This is a genomic window from Pseudomonas sp. TE3899, from assembly GCF_056279105.1.
In genome coordinates this window covers 6,716,047-6,732,337 of sequence record NZ_JBWBQR010000001.1, presented here as the reverse complement: position 1 = coordinate 6,732,337, position 16,291 = coordinate 6,716,047, and the positions used below count along the sequence as shown (strand labels likewise).

Annotated in this window: 18 protein-coding genes; 9 read left to right on the top strand and 9 right to left on the bottom strand. The window is 58.0% G+C overall.

Going from position 1 to position 16,291, the window contains the following annotated elements; translation table 11 throughout:
- Positions 1–8: 8 nt before the first annotated feature.
- Entirely contained in the window at positions 9–1,106 is a 1,098-nt protein-coding gene (locus ACZ89E_RS30590) for an HNH endonuclease (protein ID WP_476256990.1), read from the bottom strand.
- A gap of 201 nt (positions 1,107–1,307) precedes the next feature.
- Between ACZ89E_RS30590 and ACZ89E_RS30585 the strand changes: the two genes are divergently transcribed.
- Positions 1,308–2,297: a hypothetical protein gene (locus ACZ89E_RS30585; protein ID WP_476256989.1), complete on the top strand. Its 990-nt coding sequence runs from the start codon at positions 1,308–1,310 to the stop codon at positions 2,295–2,297.
- A gap of 6 nt (positions 2,298–2,303) precedes the next feature.
- On the opposite strand, the gene ACZ89E_RS30580 is transcribed toward ACZ89E_RS30585, so the two are convergent.
- The 5 genes from ACZ89E_RS30580 to ACZ89E_RS30560 form a co-directional block, all read right to left on the bottom strand.
- The gene (locus ACZ89E_RS30580; RefSeq protein ID WP_476256988.1) at positions 2,304–3,485 is read right to left on the bottom strand and encodes a hypothetical protein; all 1,182 of its coding nucleotides are present in this window, start codon (positions 3,483–3,485) and stop codon (positions 2,304–2,306) included.
- Between the two features lie 32 nt (positions 3,486–3,517).
- Positions 3,518–4,672, bottom strand: a complete 1,155-nt coding sequence (locus tag ACZ89E_RS30575) for a hypothetical protein (protein WP_476256987.1) — start codon at positions 4,670–4,672, stop codon at positions 3,518–3,520.
- 34 nt (positions 4,673–4,706) lie between these two features.
- Positions 4,707–5,861, bottom strand: coding sequence for a hypothetical protein (locus ACZ89E_RS30570; protein ID WP_476256986.1), 1,155 nt, complete (start codon positions 5,859–5,861; stop codon positions 4,707–4,709).
- 93 nt (positions 5,862–5,954) lie between these two features.
- Positions 5,955–6,647, bottom strand: coding sequence for a DUF6933 domain-containing protein (locus tag ACZ89E_RS30565; protein WP_476256985.1), 693 nt, complete (start codon positions 6,645–6,647; stop codon positions 5,955–5,957).
- A 26-nt stretch (positions 6,648–6,673) separates the two neighbouring features.
- Positions 6,674–7,483: a sulfite exporter TauE/SafE family protein gene (locus ACZ89E_RS30560; protein ID WP_476256984.1), complete on the bottom strand. Its 810-nt coding sequence runs from the start codon at positions 7,481–7,483 to the stop codon at positions 6,674–6,676.
- A gap of 112 nt (positions 7,484–7,595) precedes the next feature.
- On the opposite strand from ACZ89E_RS30560, the gene ACZ89E_RS30555 reads away from it, so the two are divergent.
- From ACZ89E_RS30555 to ACZ89E_RS30545, 3 genes are all read left to right on the top strand, one after another.
- Positions 7,596–8,363: an AraC family transcriptional regulator gene (locus ACZ89E_RS30555; protein WP_476256983.1), complete on the top strand. Its 768-nt coding sequence runs from the start codon at positions 7,596–7,598 to the stop codon at positions 8,361–8,363.
- A gap of 93 nt (positions 8,364–8,456) precedes the next feature.
- Positions 8,457–8,774 (top strand): helix-turn-helix domain-containing protein, encoded by a 318-nt coding sequence (locus tag ACZ89E_RS30550; RefSeq protein WP_149657793.1) that lies wholly within the window; start codon positions 8,457–8,459, stop codon positions 8,772–8,774.
- An 11-nt stretch (positions 8,775–8,785) separates the two neighbouring features.
- Positions 8,786–9,004 carry an XRE family transcriptional regulator gene (locus ACZ89E_RS30545; RefSeq protein ID WP_476256982.1) on the top strand — a complete coding sequence of 73 codons (219 nt, stop codon included), beginning with the start codon at positions 8,786–8,788 and terminating at the stop codon, positions 9,002–9,004.
- A 62-nt stretch (positions 9,005–9,066) separates the two neighbouring features.
- On the opposite strand, the gene ACZ89E_RS30540 is transcribed toward ACZ89E_RS30545, so the two are convergent.
- On the bottom strand, positions 9,067–10,116 hold the full coding sequence (locus tag ACZ89E_RS30540) for an MBL fold metallo-hydrolase (protein WP_149657794.1): 1,050 nt from the start codon (positions 10,114–10,116) through the stop codon (positions 9,067–9,069).
- Positions 10,117–10,330: 214 nt separating this feature from the next.
- Here ACZ89E_RS30540 and ACZ89E_RS30535 point away from each other — a divergent pair, with 214 nt between their 5' ends.
- From ACZ89E_RS30535 to ACZ89E_RS30525, 3 genes are all read left to right on the top strand, one after another.
- Entirely contained in the window at positions 10,331–10,939 is a 609-nt protein-coding gene (locus ACZ89E_RS30535) for a TetR/AcrR family transcriptional regulator (protein ID WP_149657795.1), read from the top strand.
- 157 nt (positions 10,940–11,096) lie between these two features.
- Positions 11,097–12,179, top strand: a complete 1,083-nt coding sequence (locus tag ACZ89E_RS30530; protein ID WP_149657796.1) for a diguanylate cyclase — start codon at positions 11,097–11,099, stop codon at positions 12,177–12,179.
- A 34-nt stretch (positions 12,180–12,213) separates the two neighbouring features.
- Positions 12,214–12,759, top strand: a complete 546-nt coding sequence (locus ACZ89E_RS30525; protein WP_476256981.1) for a DUF1003 domain-containing protein — start codon at positions 12,214–12,216, stop codon at positions 12,757–12,759.
- Here the strand turns inward: ACZ89E_RS30525 and ACZ89E_RS30520 are convergent.
- Positions 12,756–13,721 (bottom strand): LysR family transcriptional regulator, encoded by a 966-nt coding sequence (locus tag ACZ89E_RS30520; RefSeq protein ID WP_476256980.1) that lies wholly within the window; start codon positions 13,719–13,721, stop codon positions 12,756–12,758. The genes ACZ89E_RS30525 and ACZ89E_RS30520 overlap by 4 nt on opposite strands.
- Positions 13,722–13,752: 31 nt before the next feature.
- On the opposite strand from ACZ89E_RS30520, the gene ACZ89E_RS30515 reads away from it, so the two are divergent.
- Complete coding sequence (locus ACZ89E_RS30515) at positions 13,753–14,472, top strand: CTP synthase C-terminal region-related (seleno)protein (RefSeq protein ID WP_476256979.1); 720 nt, start codon at positions 13,753–13,755, stop codon at positions 14,470–14,472.
- A 102-nt stretch (positions 14,473–14,574) separates the two neighbouring features.
- Here ACZ89E_RS30515 and ACZ89E_RS30510 read toward each other — a convergent pair whose 3' ends face one another.
- Entirely contained in the window at positions 14,575–14,901 is a 327-nt protein-coding gene (locus tag ACZ89E_RS30510; protein WP_149657799.1) for a DUF2025 family protein, read from the bottom strand.
- Between the two features lie 236 nt (positions 14,902–15,137).
- Between ACZ89E_RS30510 and ACZ89E_RS30505 the strand changes: the two genes are divergently transcribed.
- Positions 15,138–16,265: a glycerophosphodiester phosphodiesterase gene (locus ACZ89E_RS30505; RefSeq protein WP_476256978.1), complete on the top strand. Its 1,128-nt coding sequence runs from the start codon at positions 15,138–15,140 to the stop codon at positions 16,263–16,265.
- Positions 16,266–16,291: the final 26 nt, after the last annotated feature.

The following is a 16,291-nucleotide window of genomic DNA, read 5'->3' as shown; positions in this document are numbered from 1 at the left end:
TCGCTCAATCAGCGTTCAATTACCTCCAACCGCTGCTTCAACCTCTCATTCATCAGTGTTCCGTGCACGCCAGAATGAATTTCCCGATGACAACTTGGGCACACGGCCCCCACGTAGCGTGGATGATCTAACCCACCATCGGAGAGCCGGTTTACGTGATGCGGCTCTAAGTAGGGTGTGCCGTCCTTTTTCATAAAAGGAGCCGGCTTCTCACAGCTCTCACATTCACCCTCCGCGCGCATCAGTACATAGTGCGCAACCTTACGGCTGCGTTGATAGATCTTACGCGGAGCGGATTGCCCTAGATCATCGCTGCTAGGTTTACATGCAGCCAGAGCAGCCAACCGCGCTGCAGCCAGAGACCCAGAAAGGTCAGCCTCATCTTCATCCTGATCTTCAGCTTCAATTATTTCACTAGGAATGCCCATAGGGACTAACCGAAAAACAATCGCCGTCCGATCCTGGCCGTTCACATCAGGCTGGGTCCGCTCAAACATGTCGGCGCAAGAAAACTCACCCATGTATTCGTTGCCTTTACCTTTGCCGAGGGACTTAAACAAGTGCAGCGCTAGACCATTCTCCGCATGATTAGCGATGGATCTGTTGCCTCGGATCAAAGTCATCGGCCCGCGTTGTCCTTCACCGGTATAAAGGTACGCGCCTTTGTCCCAACCGTCGGCATACCCGTATTGCTCACCACTATCGCCCGTGAACAAAAATATCGCTGGGTAGGTCGCGGACTTTGCGATGCCGCTTTGGAGGCTCCCACCGAACAGTCCATTGATCTCAGTTTTTCTGTCGTAAATAGCCCCCGGCGTGAACTGCAGCACCGGGTCGCCCTCCCCACGCGGTAACTCCACAATAGTGAAGCCTCGCTTTTCCAGGTAACTGTTGGTCGGGCGTCCTCCAGAGAATTCGCCTACGGCAATGCCGGTCGCCAAAGAGACGATTTTCTTCGCCGGATACAGTTCGCCGCCCGCATGAATGGCATAACGATGAGCTAGGTTATTTTCCCAGCCCTGCCACTCACGCCTACTCCGATATTTACGATCAAACTCCAGCATCGCTTTGTCTATTCGTTCCTTCGAAACCGCTTTGATCGCCACGAGTGCTGCCCTTTATCGACAATTGCCGTAGGAAAATTCCTACTGCCGTCAAAGTACCAAAGGGTTTCAATACGTAACAGGGCGAAAAGCCACTATTTCTCGGCGATGGCGGCCTTTTCATCCCTTTGATTGATTCAACACGTGCGCCATGACTCGCTACCCGCTATTAATACCCTCCCCACTCAAGGACCCGAGCCCACCATGAAATTCGACCTCGCCTACTGCCTCAGCCTCGACGACAAGCTGTCGATCTATGACGTGCGGGATTTGAATTTTGACGAGACGATGGCATTCGATTCCGCCAAGGAACACTTCCAGTGTCCCAATGACGCCTGCCGGGCGGCCTTCGATGCGGCGAATGTGCTGACGACGTTCAACGCCAAAAACGTTAACTACGTTCGCACCCCGCACTTCAAGAACACGCCCAGCACGCGGCATGTGGCGGATTGTCCTTATGTCAGTCTCAAGGCATCGGCGTCAGGTGTGGACACGGACGGTGCGGAATCGGATGACAGTCGCGAGGAGCATTTTCCGTCGGAATTGTTACTGACTCGGCGTGAGTATGTGCGCAAGCCGTCGAACCCGGCGGTGGCGGCGGATGTGGTGCGGGATGATCCGAAACCCACGTCAGTGGATAAGCACACGGAACACCCGAGCCGCGAGTCGGCGCCGGACAAGACCAGTGTCTTCGCCCACCCGGTGGAGTGTTTTGTGTCGAACTTCGAAGACAAGGAGTTGCTCAAGCGCATGCCGCTGAAGATTGGCGAGCACACGGCGCCTTATGGGTCGTTCTTCAAGAAGATCGAATACCTGACGGACAACAAGGGGCTGATTTACTGGGGCAAGATCAAGGAAATCAAGGATTACACCCAGAGTTTTCGTATCGATTTCGAGCAGAAGGTCTGGTTCAAGCAGGCGGATGAGGCGAAGAAGAAGCCGTATTCGGTGAATGTTTATTTGAGCAAGAAGTTGATCGACAACTACCGCAAGCGCAAGGCGTTTCTGGAAGAGATCAAGCACGCCAGTGAGAGCGGCAAAGAGTTGTTTTGCTTTTTCTATGGGGTGACGCCGGAGTTGAAGCAGGTGCCGAGCAAGAAAAACCCCGAACAGACGTTCGGGGTGTTCAGTGCGAATATCGAGAACCTGGATCACTTCATTGTTCGTGAAGCGCCGGGGTTGGACGATAAGTAACGCGCGTCAGGGTAATTGCAGCGCGGCACTGCCGGGGTGTTGCTGGATGAGGTTGTAGGGCAGGACGCTGAACGCTGTGTCGCGGCACATGGAAGAGATGTGCGGGAACGATGGCACTAACTTGATGCCGCTTTTGGTGAAGTACCAGGACGGGTATGCCCATGGTTGTTCCTCGCCATAGATGCAGCCGTCTTCACGTTCTGTGGTGGTTTTCATTTCGTCGGGATAGAGCGCGCTGAGTTGCTGAACCAACCATGGCGCCAGGGTTTTGGTGCGGTAGTCGGAATAGGCGTCGTACGATTCGGAAGACGGCGTGGCGTCGTTGTACTCGCGCTCGTAGTGCAGCGGTTTGCCCTGGCCGAGCCACAGCACGTCTTCAAGGGTCAGGGTCTTGCCGGTTTTGACGTCCAGATTGAGTGGCATGTCGTTTTCATCGGTATAGGCGCCGCCGCAACTGTACTCGGTGGCAATGCTCACGCTGATGGTCGACGGCCCCATCCACAAGGGTTCTACCGTTTGTGCGTAGAACGTCTCGCCGGCACTGGCCTCACAGTCGAACTTCCCCGCCACTTCTTGCCACAGGCGCCCCATCAATTGTTGATTGATGCGCTGGCGCTCCGCGGCGGTGTACCCCGACATCACTTCAAACAGTGTCGTTTCGGATGTTGGTTCAATCCACCATTGCAGCGAGTAGCCCATGAAGGTTTCGGCCTTGCCCTTCTTCAGGTCCAGGCCTTGCAGACGCAGGTACTCGTAAGGTGACTGATCACGCAGGGTGGTGAGAAAGGGCACGGTTGCGGCGGGCGCGGGTGCAATGTTGGCTTGCTGTAGATCGACTTTCAGCACCTTGCCTTCGGGGCTGCGCCATTCACCGGACCAACCGTCGGGCTTGGGCTGTAGACGAATCGTCGGGTGGGGAGCGTCCTGATAACCCCGCAGCGGAGCCTCGTCGAGCACCAGCGTTTCCCCGTCCTTTTGGCCGCTGAGCATCAGGTCCTTACGGTACTTTTGGTAGAAGTAGCGGCCACCCACGTCGTCGGCGCTGTCGGCGTTTACTTCAAGCACGATTGGCGTTTTGCCCAAGGTGCCGGTGTAGACCTGCTTGCCACTTTCGGCCCACAGCGCGGTAGAAAACGTTGAACACACCAGCGCGGCAATGCTGGTTAGACGACACAATCCTTTGAACATCAAATCATCCTTGGGTAAATGGCTGGGCATTCTCAGGGTAATTGCAGCGCTACGCCGCCGGGGTGTTGTTTGACGAGGTTGTAAGGCAGAACGCTCCAGTCAATGTCTCGGCACACTGCCGCCGCGTGAACAAAAACGGGCTCCAACTTGAGGCCTTTTTCGGTGAAGTACCAGAGAGGGGAATTCCAAAGGTTATCGTCGTTGTAGACGCAATCGTTCTCCTCCACTTCGGGCTTTGGCGTCATTTCGCTGGGGTTGAGTTTGAGCAATTGCGCCACCAGCCACGGCGCCAGTTCTTTATTGCGATATTCATAATGAGCTTTGAACGCCGGGGATGAGTAATCAAAGCCCTCTTCGAAATGCACGGGTTTGCCCTGCCCCACCCACAGCACATCATCAAGCGTCAGGACATTGCCGGTCCTGGTATCAAAGTTGAGCGATTCGTTGTCCAGATTCGGATGAAGACCACCGCAATAGAAGTCGGTGGCGGTAATGACGCTCATCACCGAAGGCGACATCCATACGGGATGACTTGTTTGAAAATAGGACCCCGGGGCACCATCGACAGTGCACTCCAAAGTTCCCCCGACGCCCTGCCACAAGCGCGCCATCAGTCGCTGATTGATGCGTTGAAGCACTTCAGCGGGATAACCCGAAATGACTTCGAACAGTTGCACTTCTGATTGCGGCTCGCTCCACCATTGCAGCATGTAGCCCATGAAATTTTCGGTCTGGCCTTGTTTGAGTTTCAGGCCTAGCAAGCGCAGGTATTCGTAGGGCCATTTGTCATGAAGTTCGACGAGATAGGGCAAGGTATCGGCGGGCGCTGGCGCAAGTCTGGCTTGCTGCAGCTCCATCTTCAGCACTTTGCCCTTGGCGCTGGTCCACTCGCCAGACCAGCCATCCGGCGTGGGTTTGAGGCGCATGGTCGGGTAAGGCTGACTTCCACCGCCCTCCTCCAGTACCAGTGTTTCCCCTTCTTTTGTAAGGCTCAGAACCAAGTCCTTACGGTACTTTTGGTAGAAGTAACGACCGTCGCCAGAGTCAGGATTCATTTCCAGCACAATCGGCATTTTGCCCAAAGTCCCGGTATAGACCTGAGTACTGGCGTCAGCCCAAATCACAGGCGAAGCCGTTAAGCACGCCAGGACGACAACTCCGGCCAACCAGCGCAATCCGTTGAACATCAGATCTTCCTTGGATAAATGGCCGTATCCAGCCTTAGGGCAATTGCAGAGCGACGCCGCCAGGGTGTTGCTTGATGAGGCTATAGGGCAAAAGACTCCATTCCACATGCCCACACGGCGCCTCCGCATGAGAGAAGTAAGGCTCTAACTTGATGCCTTCTTCAGTGAAATACCAAGTCGGGAGAATCCAACGGTCTGCTTCACCGTAAGCGCAGTTCTCGTCACTGCCAGGTATCTGATCGGGGTGAAGCTTATGCAACTGTTCGACTAGCCAAGGTGCAAGTTTTTGGGTGCGGTACTCGGAATACACTTCGCGCGCTTCCGGGGTTTGGTCATTCAGCTCTTCGTAATGCAGCGGTTTACCCTGCCCGACCCAAAGGACGTCTTCTAACGTCAGGGACTTACCGGTTTTGGCATCCAGGTTAATGGGCGCCTCGCTGTAATCGGGGTGCTGGCCGCCACAACGCCCCTCGGTTTCAACGTTCACGCTGATAACCGATGAGGTGATCAGCAGCGGTGTCATCACTTGGATAAGCGACGTATCGCTACCGCCAGCGAGACACCCGTAGTACCCCACCACTTGCCGCCACAATTGATTCATCAACTGCTGATTAATGTGATCGCGCGCTTCAGGGGTATACCCGGAAACCACTTCAAATATCGCCAACTTCGTCTGCGGCTCACTCCACCACTGCAACGAATAGCCATTAAATGTTTGTGTCTTGCCTTGCTTGAGTTTCAGACCTTGCAGGCGCAGATACTCATAAGGTTCCTGATCATGGAGCCTGGTTAGATAGGGCAACGTATTGGCCGGTAGTGGTGGGCTTTTGGCTCGCGCCAACTCGATCTTCAGCACTTTACCTTCAGGACTGATCCATTCGCCGGCCCAGCCTTCAGGCGTGGGCTGCAAGCGAATTGTCGGGCGCGGCGTGTCCTCGCCGTAAGGTTCTTCACCCTCTTTAAGAACAAGGGCTTTGCCTTCCTTTGTGCCGTTGAGCGCCAGATCCTTGCGGTACTTCTGGTAGAAGTAGCGGCCGGTCGCCGTTTCGGGGTCCATCTGCAGCACAATCGGCGTTTTGCCCAAGGTTCCGGTGTACACCTGAGCGCTGTTTTCCGCCCACAGCGGCGTAGAAAACGTTGAGCACGCCAGCGCGATAACGCCAGTCAGACGACACAATCCATTGAACATCAAATCATCCTTGAACGAAGCGAGCGTTTGCTCGGTAGTAATGGGCGCGGATTATGGCGAAGAGGCGTCAAACAATCGATGCCGCAATGTCGATCATTGCTGCGCCAGTTGCGACTGCAACTGCCCAATCTCGCGCTTCACTGCTTTACGCCGATCACGTGCAGCCTGAACACTTTGTTCATCCTGGCCGGAGTAAGTGCGTAACCAGTGCGCAATCATTTCTTCATCGGGCCAGTAATAGTCCTTATGGCCTTTACTCAGTCGCGGGGTGTCATTCCTCCGAGCGTCGAAGCGGCCAGCCTCGTATTCGTCAGCCGGTAGCGAACCCCATTCGGCGGCGTAATCCTGGAAAATCCAAGAGACTTCGTCGATGTGCTTTTGCGCACCGCGATGCCGGCGCTTATAGAAAACATACTCGCTACAGGCCTGCTCATAACGCTGCTCCATGAGATCGCCATCGATCCATTGAAACAAGTCATTCTGCGTCGCATGGCGCATCAAGCCGTAGAGCCAGCGCTCAGAGAAGCGTTGGATAAATCCGGCAACGTCAGCCTTTTTCGCGTCCGCGAAAATCATGCAGTAACGGGTTTTGATGTGCATGACGAACAGCACGTGCTTGCGCTGTACGGTGATCGCATGGACCAGCCACTGCTCTGTCAGATCAGCCGGTTCATCCTCTTCCGGGGTGGGCGATGGTGGATTGAAGTCCACGGGCGTGATTGTTTTACCCTTTTGGACGCGACTGAAAAACTGGCTGGCTGCTTCGGTGCAGTTAAAGATCAACATCAATGGCCCTCAAGCGTTAGGTGTACTTAATTAACCCACATACCAAGCATCACTAAAAGCAGCAAACCGATGTAGACCCAAGCATGTATGCGATCAGGTATCCGCCCGATCCAAGGCGTAGCCAGCCTCATGCCGATAATCGATCCAGCCCCCAATATCGCAAACGCCAACACATCCACATACCCCACAAACCACGGCCCCAGATCAAACTCGGTGAACCCGGCCATCGCCATGTAAGTCAGCGTCCCGGCCAGGGCCACGGGCAAACTCAGTGGGTTGGCCATGGATGTGGCTTGGGTCATGCTCAGGCCGCATCGCCTCAACAATGGCACGGTCATGACGCTGCCGCCCACGCCGAGAAAGGTGGCGATAGCGCCGATTCCTACACCAGATACCTCCACCCTTCCCAATCGTCGTGGGATTGCGTTACCCGAGTGCGTGAGAAAACCGCGCCTGAACAGGCAGTCCAGAATCGTAATGCCCAAGTACACGACGAAGGCATAGCGAATCACCTCACCCTTGGCCCACATCGCTGCAACAGCGCCGACCATCGCGCCCAACCCGATGTACCCACCTAACGGCCACAGATAATGGCGAATCAGGCTACCGGCGCGCTGATGTTTTCCGGTGGCGATCAGCGCGTTGACGATCATTACGCAAGTCGAAGTGGCAACGGCGATGTGCATTGCCGATTGACCGATGGGGTCGTCGGCCCCATGGCTGGCCATGAGCATCCGATACAGCAACGGCACCACGACGAAGCCGCCGCCGAAGCCGAACAGCACGGCGGTGATGCCGGTCATGCAGCCGAACAGTGTCAGTAAGAGGTAGAACATCGCGCATCGTCCAATAGTAGGGAGCGGTCGACGATAAAGCGGTGCCGCTTGGCCTGCTTCAGCAAGTCAGCCAATAATGCTCGCGTTTACGCCAACTGCTGGATATCGCCCGATGCGCAATGTTTCGATCAATCTGCTGGACGACACCCCGCGGCCGGTGGTGGCGATCGGTACGGATTATTCCCACGGTCATGTGTTGCCCCTTCATACACATCGACGGGCACAACTCCTGTATGGCGCCACTGGCGTGATGCAGGTCAGCACCCACGATGGCAACTGGGTGGTGCCGCCGCAACGGGCGGTTTGGATCCCGGCCGGGGTGGCCCATGAAGTGTTGATGCTCGGGGTGAGTACGCGGAGTTTGTACATCGAGCCGGCGGCGGTTGATCTGGGCAGTCGTTGCCAGGTGATCAGTGTGTCGCCGTTGATGCGGCATCTATTGATGGAGGCTGTAGAGGTGCCGTTGGCCTACGATGAGTCCTGGCGCGACGGTGTGCTGATCGACTTGTTGCTGCACGAACTGGCCCGTAGCGCTCATCTGCCGCTGCATATTCCGCTGCCCGTCGAAGGACGATTGCTCGGGTTGTGTCAGACGTTTCTCCAGCAGCCCAACATCCATCAAGCGCCGCAGTACTGGGCCGATCAGTTGCATATCAGCCTGCGCACCTTTAACCGCCTGTTTCGCCAACAGACCGGCCTGAGTTTCAGCCAATGGCGCCAGCAAGCGTGCGTGGTGCTGGCCCTGGCGCGGCTGGCGGTGGGGACGCCGGTGACGCGGATTGCCGTGGACTTCGGCTACGACAGCCCGGCGGCGTTCTCGTCGATGTTTCGCCGGGTACTGGGGCAGGCACCGTCCGTCTGGATGGATGCGGCGAAATAGCACAAATCAAAAAATGCGTTTGATCCGGGATCAAAACAACTGTACAAAAACACAGTACATTTTGAATCAGCACTCTCGAGCCCGGAGAACACCATGGCCTCTCTTGCGATGAAAATCACCCTGGAACGTATCGCCCTCTTCCAATTCACCCCGGCCCACAGCGCCCAGGCCCGAGCGATGCTGGGTTGGAGCGTGGAAGAACTGTCTCGGGAATCCGGGGTGTCCGTGGACGCCATAGAACGATTCGAGGCCGAACGCGACGTGCTGGATGTCACCCGACTGGCGTTGGCGTACCGGTTTGAATCGGAAGGACTGGTGTTCTTCCCCGGGTTTGCGCCAGGCAGGGGGATGAATGTGAAGGGGGCGACACCCAATCCGGTGGCGCGGCCGGATTATGCGATGGTTGAGTGAGGTGTCCGCAGATGAGTGATATCGATGCAGGGGCCGTGCGAGCCAAAGCCGAATACGTGATGAAAATAGGCATGCTTCTGAAAGCCGGTGAACTAAGCAATGCCGAAGCGGCGCAAAAGCTTGGGCTGTCTCAGGCGGATCTCGATGAAGTGCTACGAGGACAACGTCGCGATGTGACCATGGCAAAGATCTCGGGGCACCTGAATCAGCGACAGGATGAGCCTCGCTAACGGAGTGATGAGACCCGGGCCGCCTCCATGGCAGGCGGCTCGGTCCCACATCATCAAGCGCTCTACGCCGTCACCTGATCGCCAACGCTTTCCAGTTCCGACCACCAAGGGCTGCCGCGCTGCGGATACATCACGTTGAACGCCTCGCCCATCTGCGGCGTGCTGATCGACACGTTCCGCTCCCAGGCCAGCGCCAGGATGCGATCGAAGGGTTCGTACCAGGCGTGCATCGACAGGTCGAAGGTGCCGTTGTGAATCGGCAGCAGCCAGCGCCCTTTGAGGTCGATGTGCGCTTGCAGGGTTTGTTCGGGTTGCATGTGCACGTGTGGCCATTCGACGTTGTAGGCACCGGTTTCCATCAGGGTCAGGTCGAACGGGCCGTACTGTTCGCCGATGCGTTTGAAGCCGTCGAAGTAGCCCGTGTCACCACTGAAGAAGATCCGGGTGTTGCCGTCGATCATCACCCACGAGGCCCACAGCGTGCTGTTGCCATCGAACAGGCCGCGACCGGAGAAGTGCTGCGACGGTGTGGCGATGAATTGAAGGCCATCGACTTCAGTGCCCTGCCACCAGTCCAGTTGGCGAACTTTGCTGGCATCGATGCCCCACTTGATCAGGGTATCGCCCACACCCAACGGCGTGAGGAAGTATTTGGTCTTGTCCGCCAGTTTGAGCACCGCGTTGTAATCAAGGTGGTCGTAGTGGTCATGGGACAGGATCACCGCTTCAATCGGCGGCAATTCTTCCAGGCTGATCGGCGGCTGGTGGAAACGCTTGGGGCCGGCCCATTGCACGGGGGAGGCGCGCTCGGCGAATACCGGGTCGGTGATCCAGAATTTGTCTCGCAGTTTGAGCAGTACCGTGGAGTGACCGAGGCGGTAGACGCTGTGGTTCGGAGCGGCGATCAGCGCGGCCTGGGTCAGGGTGTGCACCGGGATGGCAGCACTCGGGCGGGTGCTGCGTGGTTTGTGGAAGATCATGTTCCACATAATGCGCAGCATTTTGCGAAAGCCTTCGCGCTGGACCGGTTGGTGATTTCGGAAATGCCCTTCTACCTGACGAGAGGCTTCAGGTCGGATGGCGATTTGTGCAGAGGAATTTGTATTGGCCATGAAGGAATGACTCCAGAAAAACCGCGCGATTCACGGGTTTCCGCTTTGGGACGTTAAATGGCCAAGGCACGCACGCATCAGCCGAAGATCTGTTTTTAGCCGTGCAGGATTAACAGCGGATTACACTGCACAGTGTAGTTTCTAGGTTGCATCAATCCTGATGACAAGTAAACTGCCGAGTGTAATTCCCACCTTTTCCTGCCGAAGCGTACTTATGACAGCTCCACAACGCCTGACCGACCGAAAACGCGAAGCCATCATCCAGGCGGCGATTGCCGAATTCCGTACCAACGGTTTCGAGATCACCAGCATGGACAGGATCGCCGCCACGGCAGGTGTGTCGAAGCGCACGGTGTACAACCATTTCCCGAGCAAAGAAGAGCTGTTTGCCGAAATTCTCAACCAGTTATGGGCGCGGGTTACGGAAGAACAGGACACCTCGTACCGCCCTGACCTGCCCCTGCGCGATCAGCTTCGGCAGCTCCTGTTGGCGAAAATGCAGATGATGGGTGATAACAATTTTCTCGACCTGGCGCGTGTCGCCATAGCCGCGACCATCCATTCCCCCGAACGTGCGCAGAACATGATCACCCGCATGGGCGAACGCGAAGAGGGCCTGACCCTGTGGATTCGCGCCGCCCAGGCCGATGGCCGACTGAAACCGGTCGCCCCGGAATTTGCTGCACAGCAGGTCCAGGGTTTGCTCAAATCCTTCGGGTTCTGGCCGCAGATTTCCATGGGCCAGACCGGCCTTTCGCCCGAGGTACAAAGCACGGTCGTCGAGTCGGCCATGGACATGTTCCTGGCCTGCTACCAGCTCTAGAACAAGTCCCGCCACGCCTGCGCCCGTGTTAAATGGCTCCCAAGGACACTGATTATTCCCGTTGGAATAAATGACAATGTCAGCCGCTTTACCGATGAACGGTAACTCTGAATAAAACACGGCAAAGTGTTTCAGAATGAATCTGGCGCAGGGAATTATGGAAAACCAACGCGGCAAGGGCCTTTCGTTTGCCCGACGCATCTACATGCCCAGAACGGTCGGTCTGGGCATCGGCTGTATCTGTGTGACCGCCGCGCTTTATCCATTGAACCTGCCCGGCTGGGTCTGGGTGCTGATGCTGCTCAATGGCTTCGTCTGGCCCCACCTCGCCTACCAGATGGCCACCCGGTCACCGTTTCCCTATCGCGCCGAACGCCGCAACATCATTTGCGACTCGCTGTTCGGCGGCTTCTGGGCGGCTGCCGCTCAGTTCAACCCGATCGTGACCGTCACCATTCTGTCCATGATGACGATGAACAACGTCGCCGCCGGTGGCCCGAGGTTGTTTCTGCACGGCGCCCTGGCGCAAATAGTCGGCGTCATTGTTGCCTGGCTCCTGTTCGGCATCGGCTTTACCCCGAGGGCCACGCCGATTCAGGTGTGGGCTTGCCTGCCGTCGCTGACTCTTTACCCGTTGGCAGTGGGAATGGTGTGTTATCGACTGGCGTTCAAACTCGCCGAACACAAACGCACCTTGAGCGCGTTGAGCCGCACCGACAGCCTGACCGGCCTGCTCAACCACGGCGCCTGGAAGGACCTGTTGCACGTCAAGTTCGAGCAATGCCGGCAGAACCAGGTCGCGTCGGTGATTGCCCTGATCGACATCGATCATTTCAAGGCGATCAACGACACCTACGGGCATATCGTCGGCGATACGGTGCTGCGGCAATTGAGCGTGGAGCTCAAGCGCACCCTGCGTGACAGTGATCTGGCCGGCCGCTATGGCGGCGACGAGTTCTGCGTGATCCTGACGAACATGTCATTGCAGCAAGCCAGGGAAGCGATGGAACGTTTGCGCGAAGTGCTCAACGAATATCGCCACCCGCACGCGCCCGAACTGCGCATCAAGCTGAGCATTGGCCTGGCCGCGTACCAAACGCCTTTCGCCGACGCGATTGCCTGGCTCAACGACGCCGACAAAGCCCTCTACACCGCGAAAAACACCGGCCGTAACAAGATCAGCATGGCGTCGAGTCATTCAACATCGATTCAGCCAATCGACGCTTACGCAGGACTATAGTGATCCCAAGTCCCGATTCCCTGCCGAGCGCACCATGAACTCCACCAAGTCCGACACCCAACCAGCCGCCCCCGTAGATCACCTGCGCTTCCACCGCCCTCACGCTCATCTGGCGCCGACCTTCGGTAATGACAAATTCGCCCTGCGCGCCGAGGCGTTTGCACGGTTCTTCGGCACGCCGACGTTTCTCGGGGCGCAAACCCTGATCGTGGCTATCTGGATCGGCGTCAACCTGGCGGGCGTGACTCACTTCGATGTCTACCCGTTTATCCTGCTCAACCTGGCCTTCAGCCTGCAAGCAGCCTACGCCGCGCCGTTGATCCTGCTGGCCCAGACCCGTCAGGCCGCGCGAGACAAAGCCCAGTCTGACGCCGACGCGCAACACCGCGAAGCCTTGGCCGTCGCCAACAGCGAGCGCCAGGCGCAGGCTGCGCAGAACACCGCGCAATTGCTGGAACTGCTGGAACAGAACACCCGCCTCACCGAAATGACCAAGGCCTTGACCGAACGCATCGAAAACCTGACGTCGGAAATGCATCAGCACTTTGTGCGCAAGGACGAACCCAAAACGCCGATCTAAGGCAAGCGCAGCGCTCGCCCCAGCTCGTCAAACAACGTCACCACCGAGCGCAAGGCGCGGCAGTCCGGACGCGTCAGCAACCATAGCGCCGTGTCGCAGCCCTGCAACGGCCCGGTCAACGGTTGCAAACCCTCGTCGATCAGAAAGTCCGGCAATGCCGCGACGCCAAGCCCCGCCCGCACCAACCCGGTCACCGACAACAGGCTGTTGCAGCGATAACCCGGCACCACGCCGGGCCATTGCTGGCGGCGCCAGGCGATGGTCGGGTGGTCCGGCAGGAAGTCGTCCGGGGCGATCCAGGTCAGCGCTGCCAGATCGGTGGGATCGACGGTGTTCAGATAGGCCGCACTGCCACAGACCCGGTACGACACCTGCGCCAGCCATCGACCGACCAAGTGTTCGGGCGGTGTGCGAGTCAGGCGCAGGGCGATGTCGGCATCCCGGCGGCTGAGGTTGGCGAAGTCGTTGGAGGTGCTGAGTTCGATGTTCAGCGCCGGGTAGGCCGGCATGAACTGCGCCAGCGCCGGCAGCAGCAACTCTTGAAGGACGGAGTCGGTACAGGTCAGGCGCACGGTGCCACTGATGATTTCACCACCCTGCTCCACGCCGACACGCGCCGCGTCCAGTGCCTGTTCGGCGCGTTCCGCCTGTTCGGCCAGGGTCTGGGCCAAGGTCGTCGGCAGATAACCGGCGCGGCTCTTTTCGAACAATTGTTGACCTAGCGCGGCTTCCAAGCGGCGCACGGCCCGGAACACCGTCGAGACATCGACCCTTAACAACTGGGAAGCCCGGGCCAGAGAGCCGCCGCGAACCAGGGCAAGGATCAGGGCCAGGTCCGGGTAGTCCAGTCGATAGTGCGTCGGTGCATTGATCAATTGGGGTAACGCCAATATTGAGTGCGCGAACGCCAATCTATAGTGACTGCCAGAAACGAACAACCTCGCCACAGGTTTGGTCGCCATTTTGCAGATCTCAGCCGACAAGGAAAATCACATGGACTCTGTTTCTCCTGACCATCCCATCCGCATCGCCCTGATCGGCGATTACGACCCGCAAGTCACCGCCCATCAAGCCATCCCCATTGCCCTCGGCATGGCCGCCGAACACTCGGGCCGGGACGTGCAATTCCAATGGCTGGCCACCGACCGCATCCATGCCGGTACGCCGCTGGAGCACTTCGATGGCTTCTGGTGTGTGCCTGCCAGCCCCTATCGCGACATGGACGGCGCATTACGCGCGATCCGTTTTGCCCGCGAACACCAACGCCCCTTCCTCGGCACCTGCGGTGGTTTTCAACACGCAGTGCTGGAATACGCGCGCAATGTGTTGGGCTGGGCCGATGCCGAGCACGGCGAGACATCCCCCGACGCCGCACGGGCGCTGCTCACGCCGCTGACCTGTTCGCTGGTGGAGGCCGTCGACAGCATTCACCTGGTTAAAGGTTCGTTGCTCGCCACGGCGTATGAAACGTCCGAGATTCACGAAGGCTATCGCTGCCGCTACGGTGTGAATCCGCAGTTCGAGCAGGCGCTGTTGAACGGGCAACTCAACGCCGTGGGTCACGATTCGAATGGCGATCTGCGGGCGGTGGAACTGAGAGGTCATCCATTCTTTGTCGCGACCCTGTTCCAGCCGGAACGTGCTGCGCTCAAAGGAACGTTGCCGCCATTGGTGGCAGCCCTGATCGATGCCTGCGCGAGGCAGAAAACATGATCGCCCCGCCCCCCGTCATCTCGGTTTAACCGCGGAAAAGATCGCAGCCTTCGGGCGTACACATCCCCGGTAGGCGCTGCCGAACGCTGCGATCTTTTGACGTTACCCCCGAACCAAACTGCGCACCGCCGAAATCTCCGGCACTTCCAGCCGGTTCATATACACCCGCAACGGTTCGGTGATGTTGATCCGGTCATCGATATTCTGATCCAGCAACAGCTGAATCAGCTCACGCTTAAGGGTCATCGCCTGCTCGGGTCCCGGCGCCCAGACGAATTCGCTGGTGGGGATGATGCCGTCATCCGCCACGTCCATGCCGAAGGCGTCTTCGCTGAAGCGCACGATGTACTGGCCGGTCTTGCGATTGAGGCCGACGAAGCCCTTGAGTTGGTCGGCGGCCTGGCAGATGAGCTGGGAAGTGATGCGCATATAAACCTCACAAAAGGTCGCAAAGGGACCGGTGATCGATGGTTTACACGCAAGGGCTGGGGAACGGGTTTCCCTCTGCCGGGGAAACTGCCGGGGCCAAGAGTACTGCAAAGAACCGCACAAAAGCGCTGAAAAAAATCGCTTTAAACACGTTTATGTCGGTCTGGCGATGGCGCTCCCGGCGCTCAGTTGTTAAAAGGTACGTCTTTGAAAACCTCTGCGAAAGGACCTCGACCATGCCTGCTACCTTCACCAAGAGCGCCTTGGTACTGAGCCTGTTGCTCGGCCTCGGCCAGGCACAGGCCGCCAACCAGCCCAGCCCCACCGCGCGTGCGACCACGCTGGGCATCCCGCATCCGGCCGTGATTGCCCACCGTGGCGCGTCCTTCGATACCCCGGAATCCACCGCCGCGTCCTACAAACTGGCCCGCGACCTGGGCGCCGACTACCTGGAAATGGACCTGCAGCGCAGCAAGGACGGCGTGCTGTTTGCCCTGCACGACAACAACCTGCAGCGCACCACCGACGTCGCCACCAAGTTCCCCGAGCGCAAGGACGCCCCGGCCAATCAGTTCACCATCGCCGAGCTGAAAACCCTCGACGCTGGCAGCTGGTTCAACACCGCTTACCCGGATCGCGCGCGTCCTTCCTACGTCGGCCTGAAAATCCTGACCCTCGATGAAATCATCGACATCGCCCAGGGCAACCCGCTGCACAAACCCGGCCTGTACATCGAAACCAAAGAGCCGAAGCAATTCCCCGGCATCGAGCGCGACCTCAAGGAAAAACTCCAGGATCGCGGCTGGCTGAGCCCGGTCGGTTCGAAACTGGCGAAAAGCGAGATTGCGGTCGGCCAGGGCAAAGGCAAGGTCGTGCTGCAAACCTTCGAGAAGAGCAGCCTCGAACTGCTGCAAAAAGAAATGCCGAACGTGCCGAAGATCCTGTTGCTGTGGGTCGGTGACGGCAGCATCGAGCCGAAATCCAAAGTGACCTTCGCTGAGTCCGGCGACAAGGACAAAGCCACTTACTACGCCAAGCAAGAGCCGAAAAGCAAAGCCGAATTCCAGCAATGGGTCGAGTACGCCAAGGCCCAGGGCGCGATCGGCACCGGTCCTTCGGCCGCGTTGACCAAGGGCGGCGATCAGAGCTACTCGGACCTGGTCAAGCCATGGATGAACCAGTTCACCCACGATCAGGGCCTGCTGGTGCACGTCTACACCATCGACGATGCGGTGGATTATCAGAAAGTCATGGATGCCGGTGTCGACGGTATCTTCACCAACCGCGCCAGCGAATTGCTCAAGTTCTACAAACGCCCGGCGGCGGGCACCGTGGCGCAATTGCTGCAGAACAACGGCTACTGATCGGCGCACCGCATTAACGCCTTCGC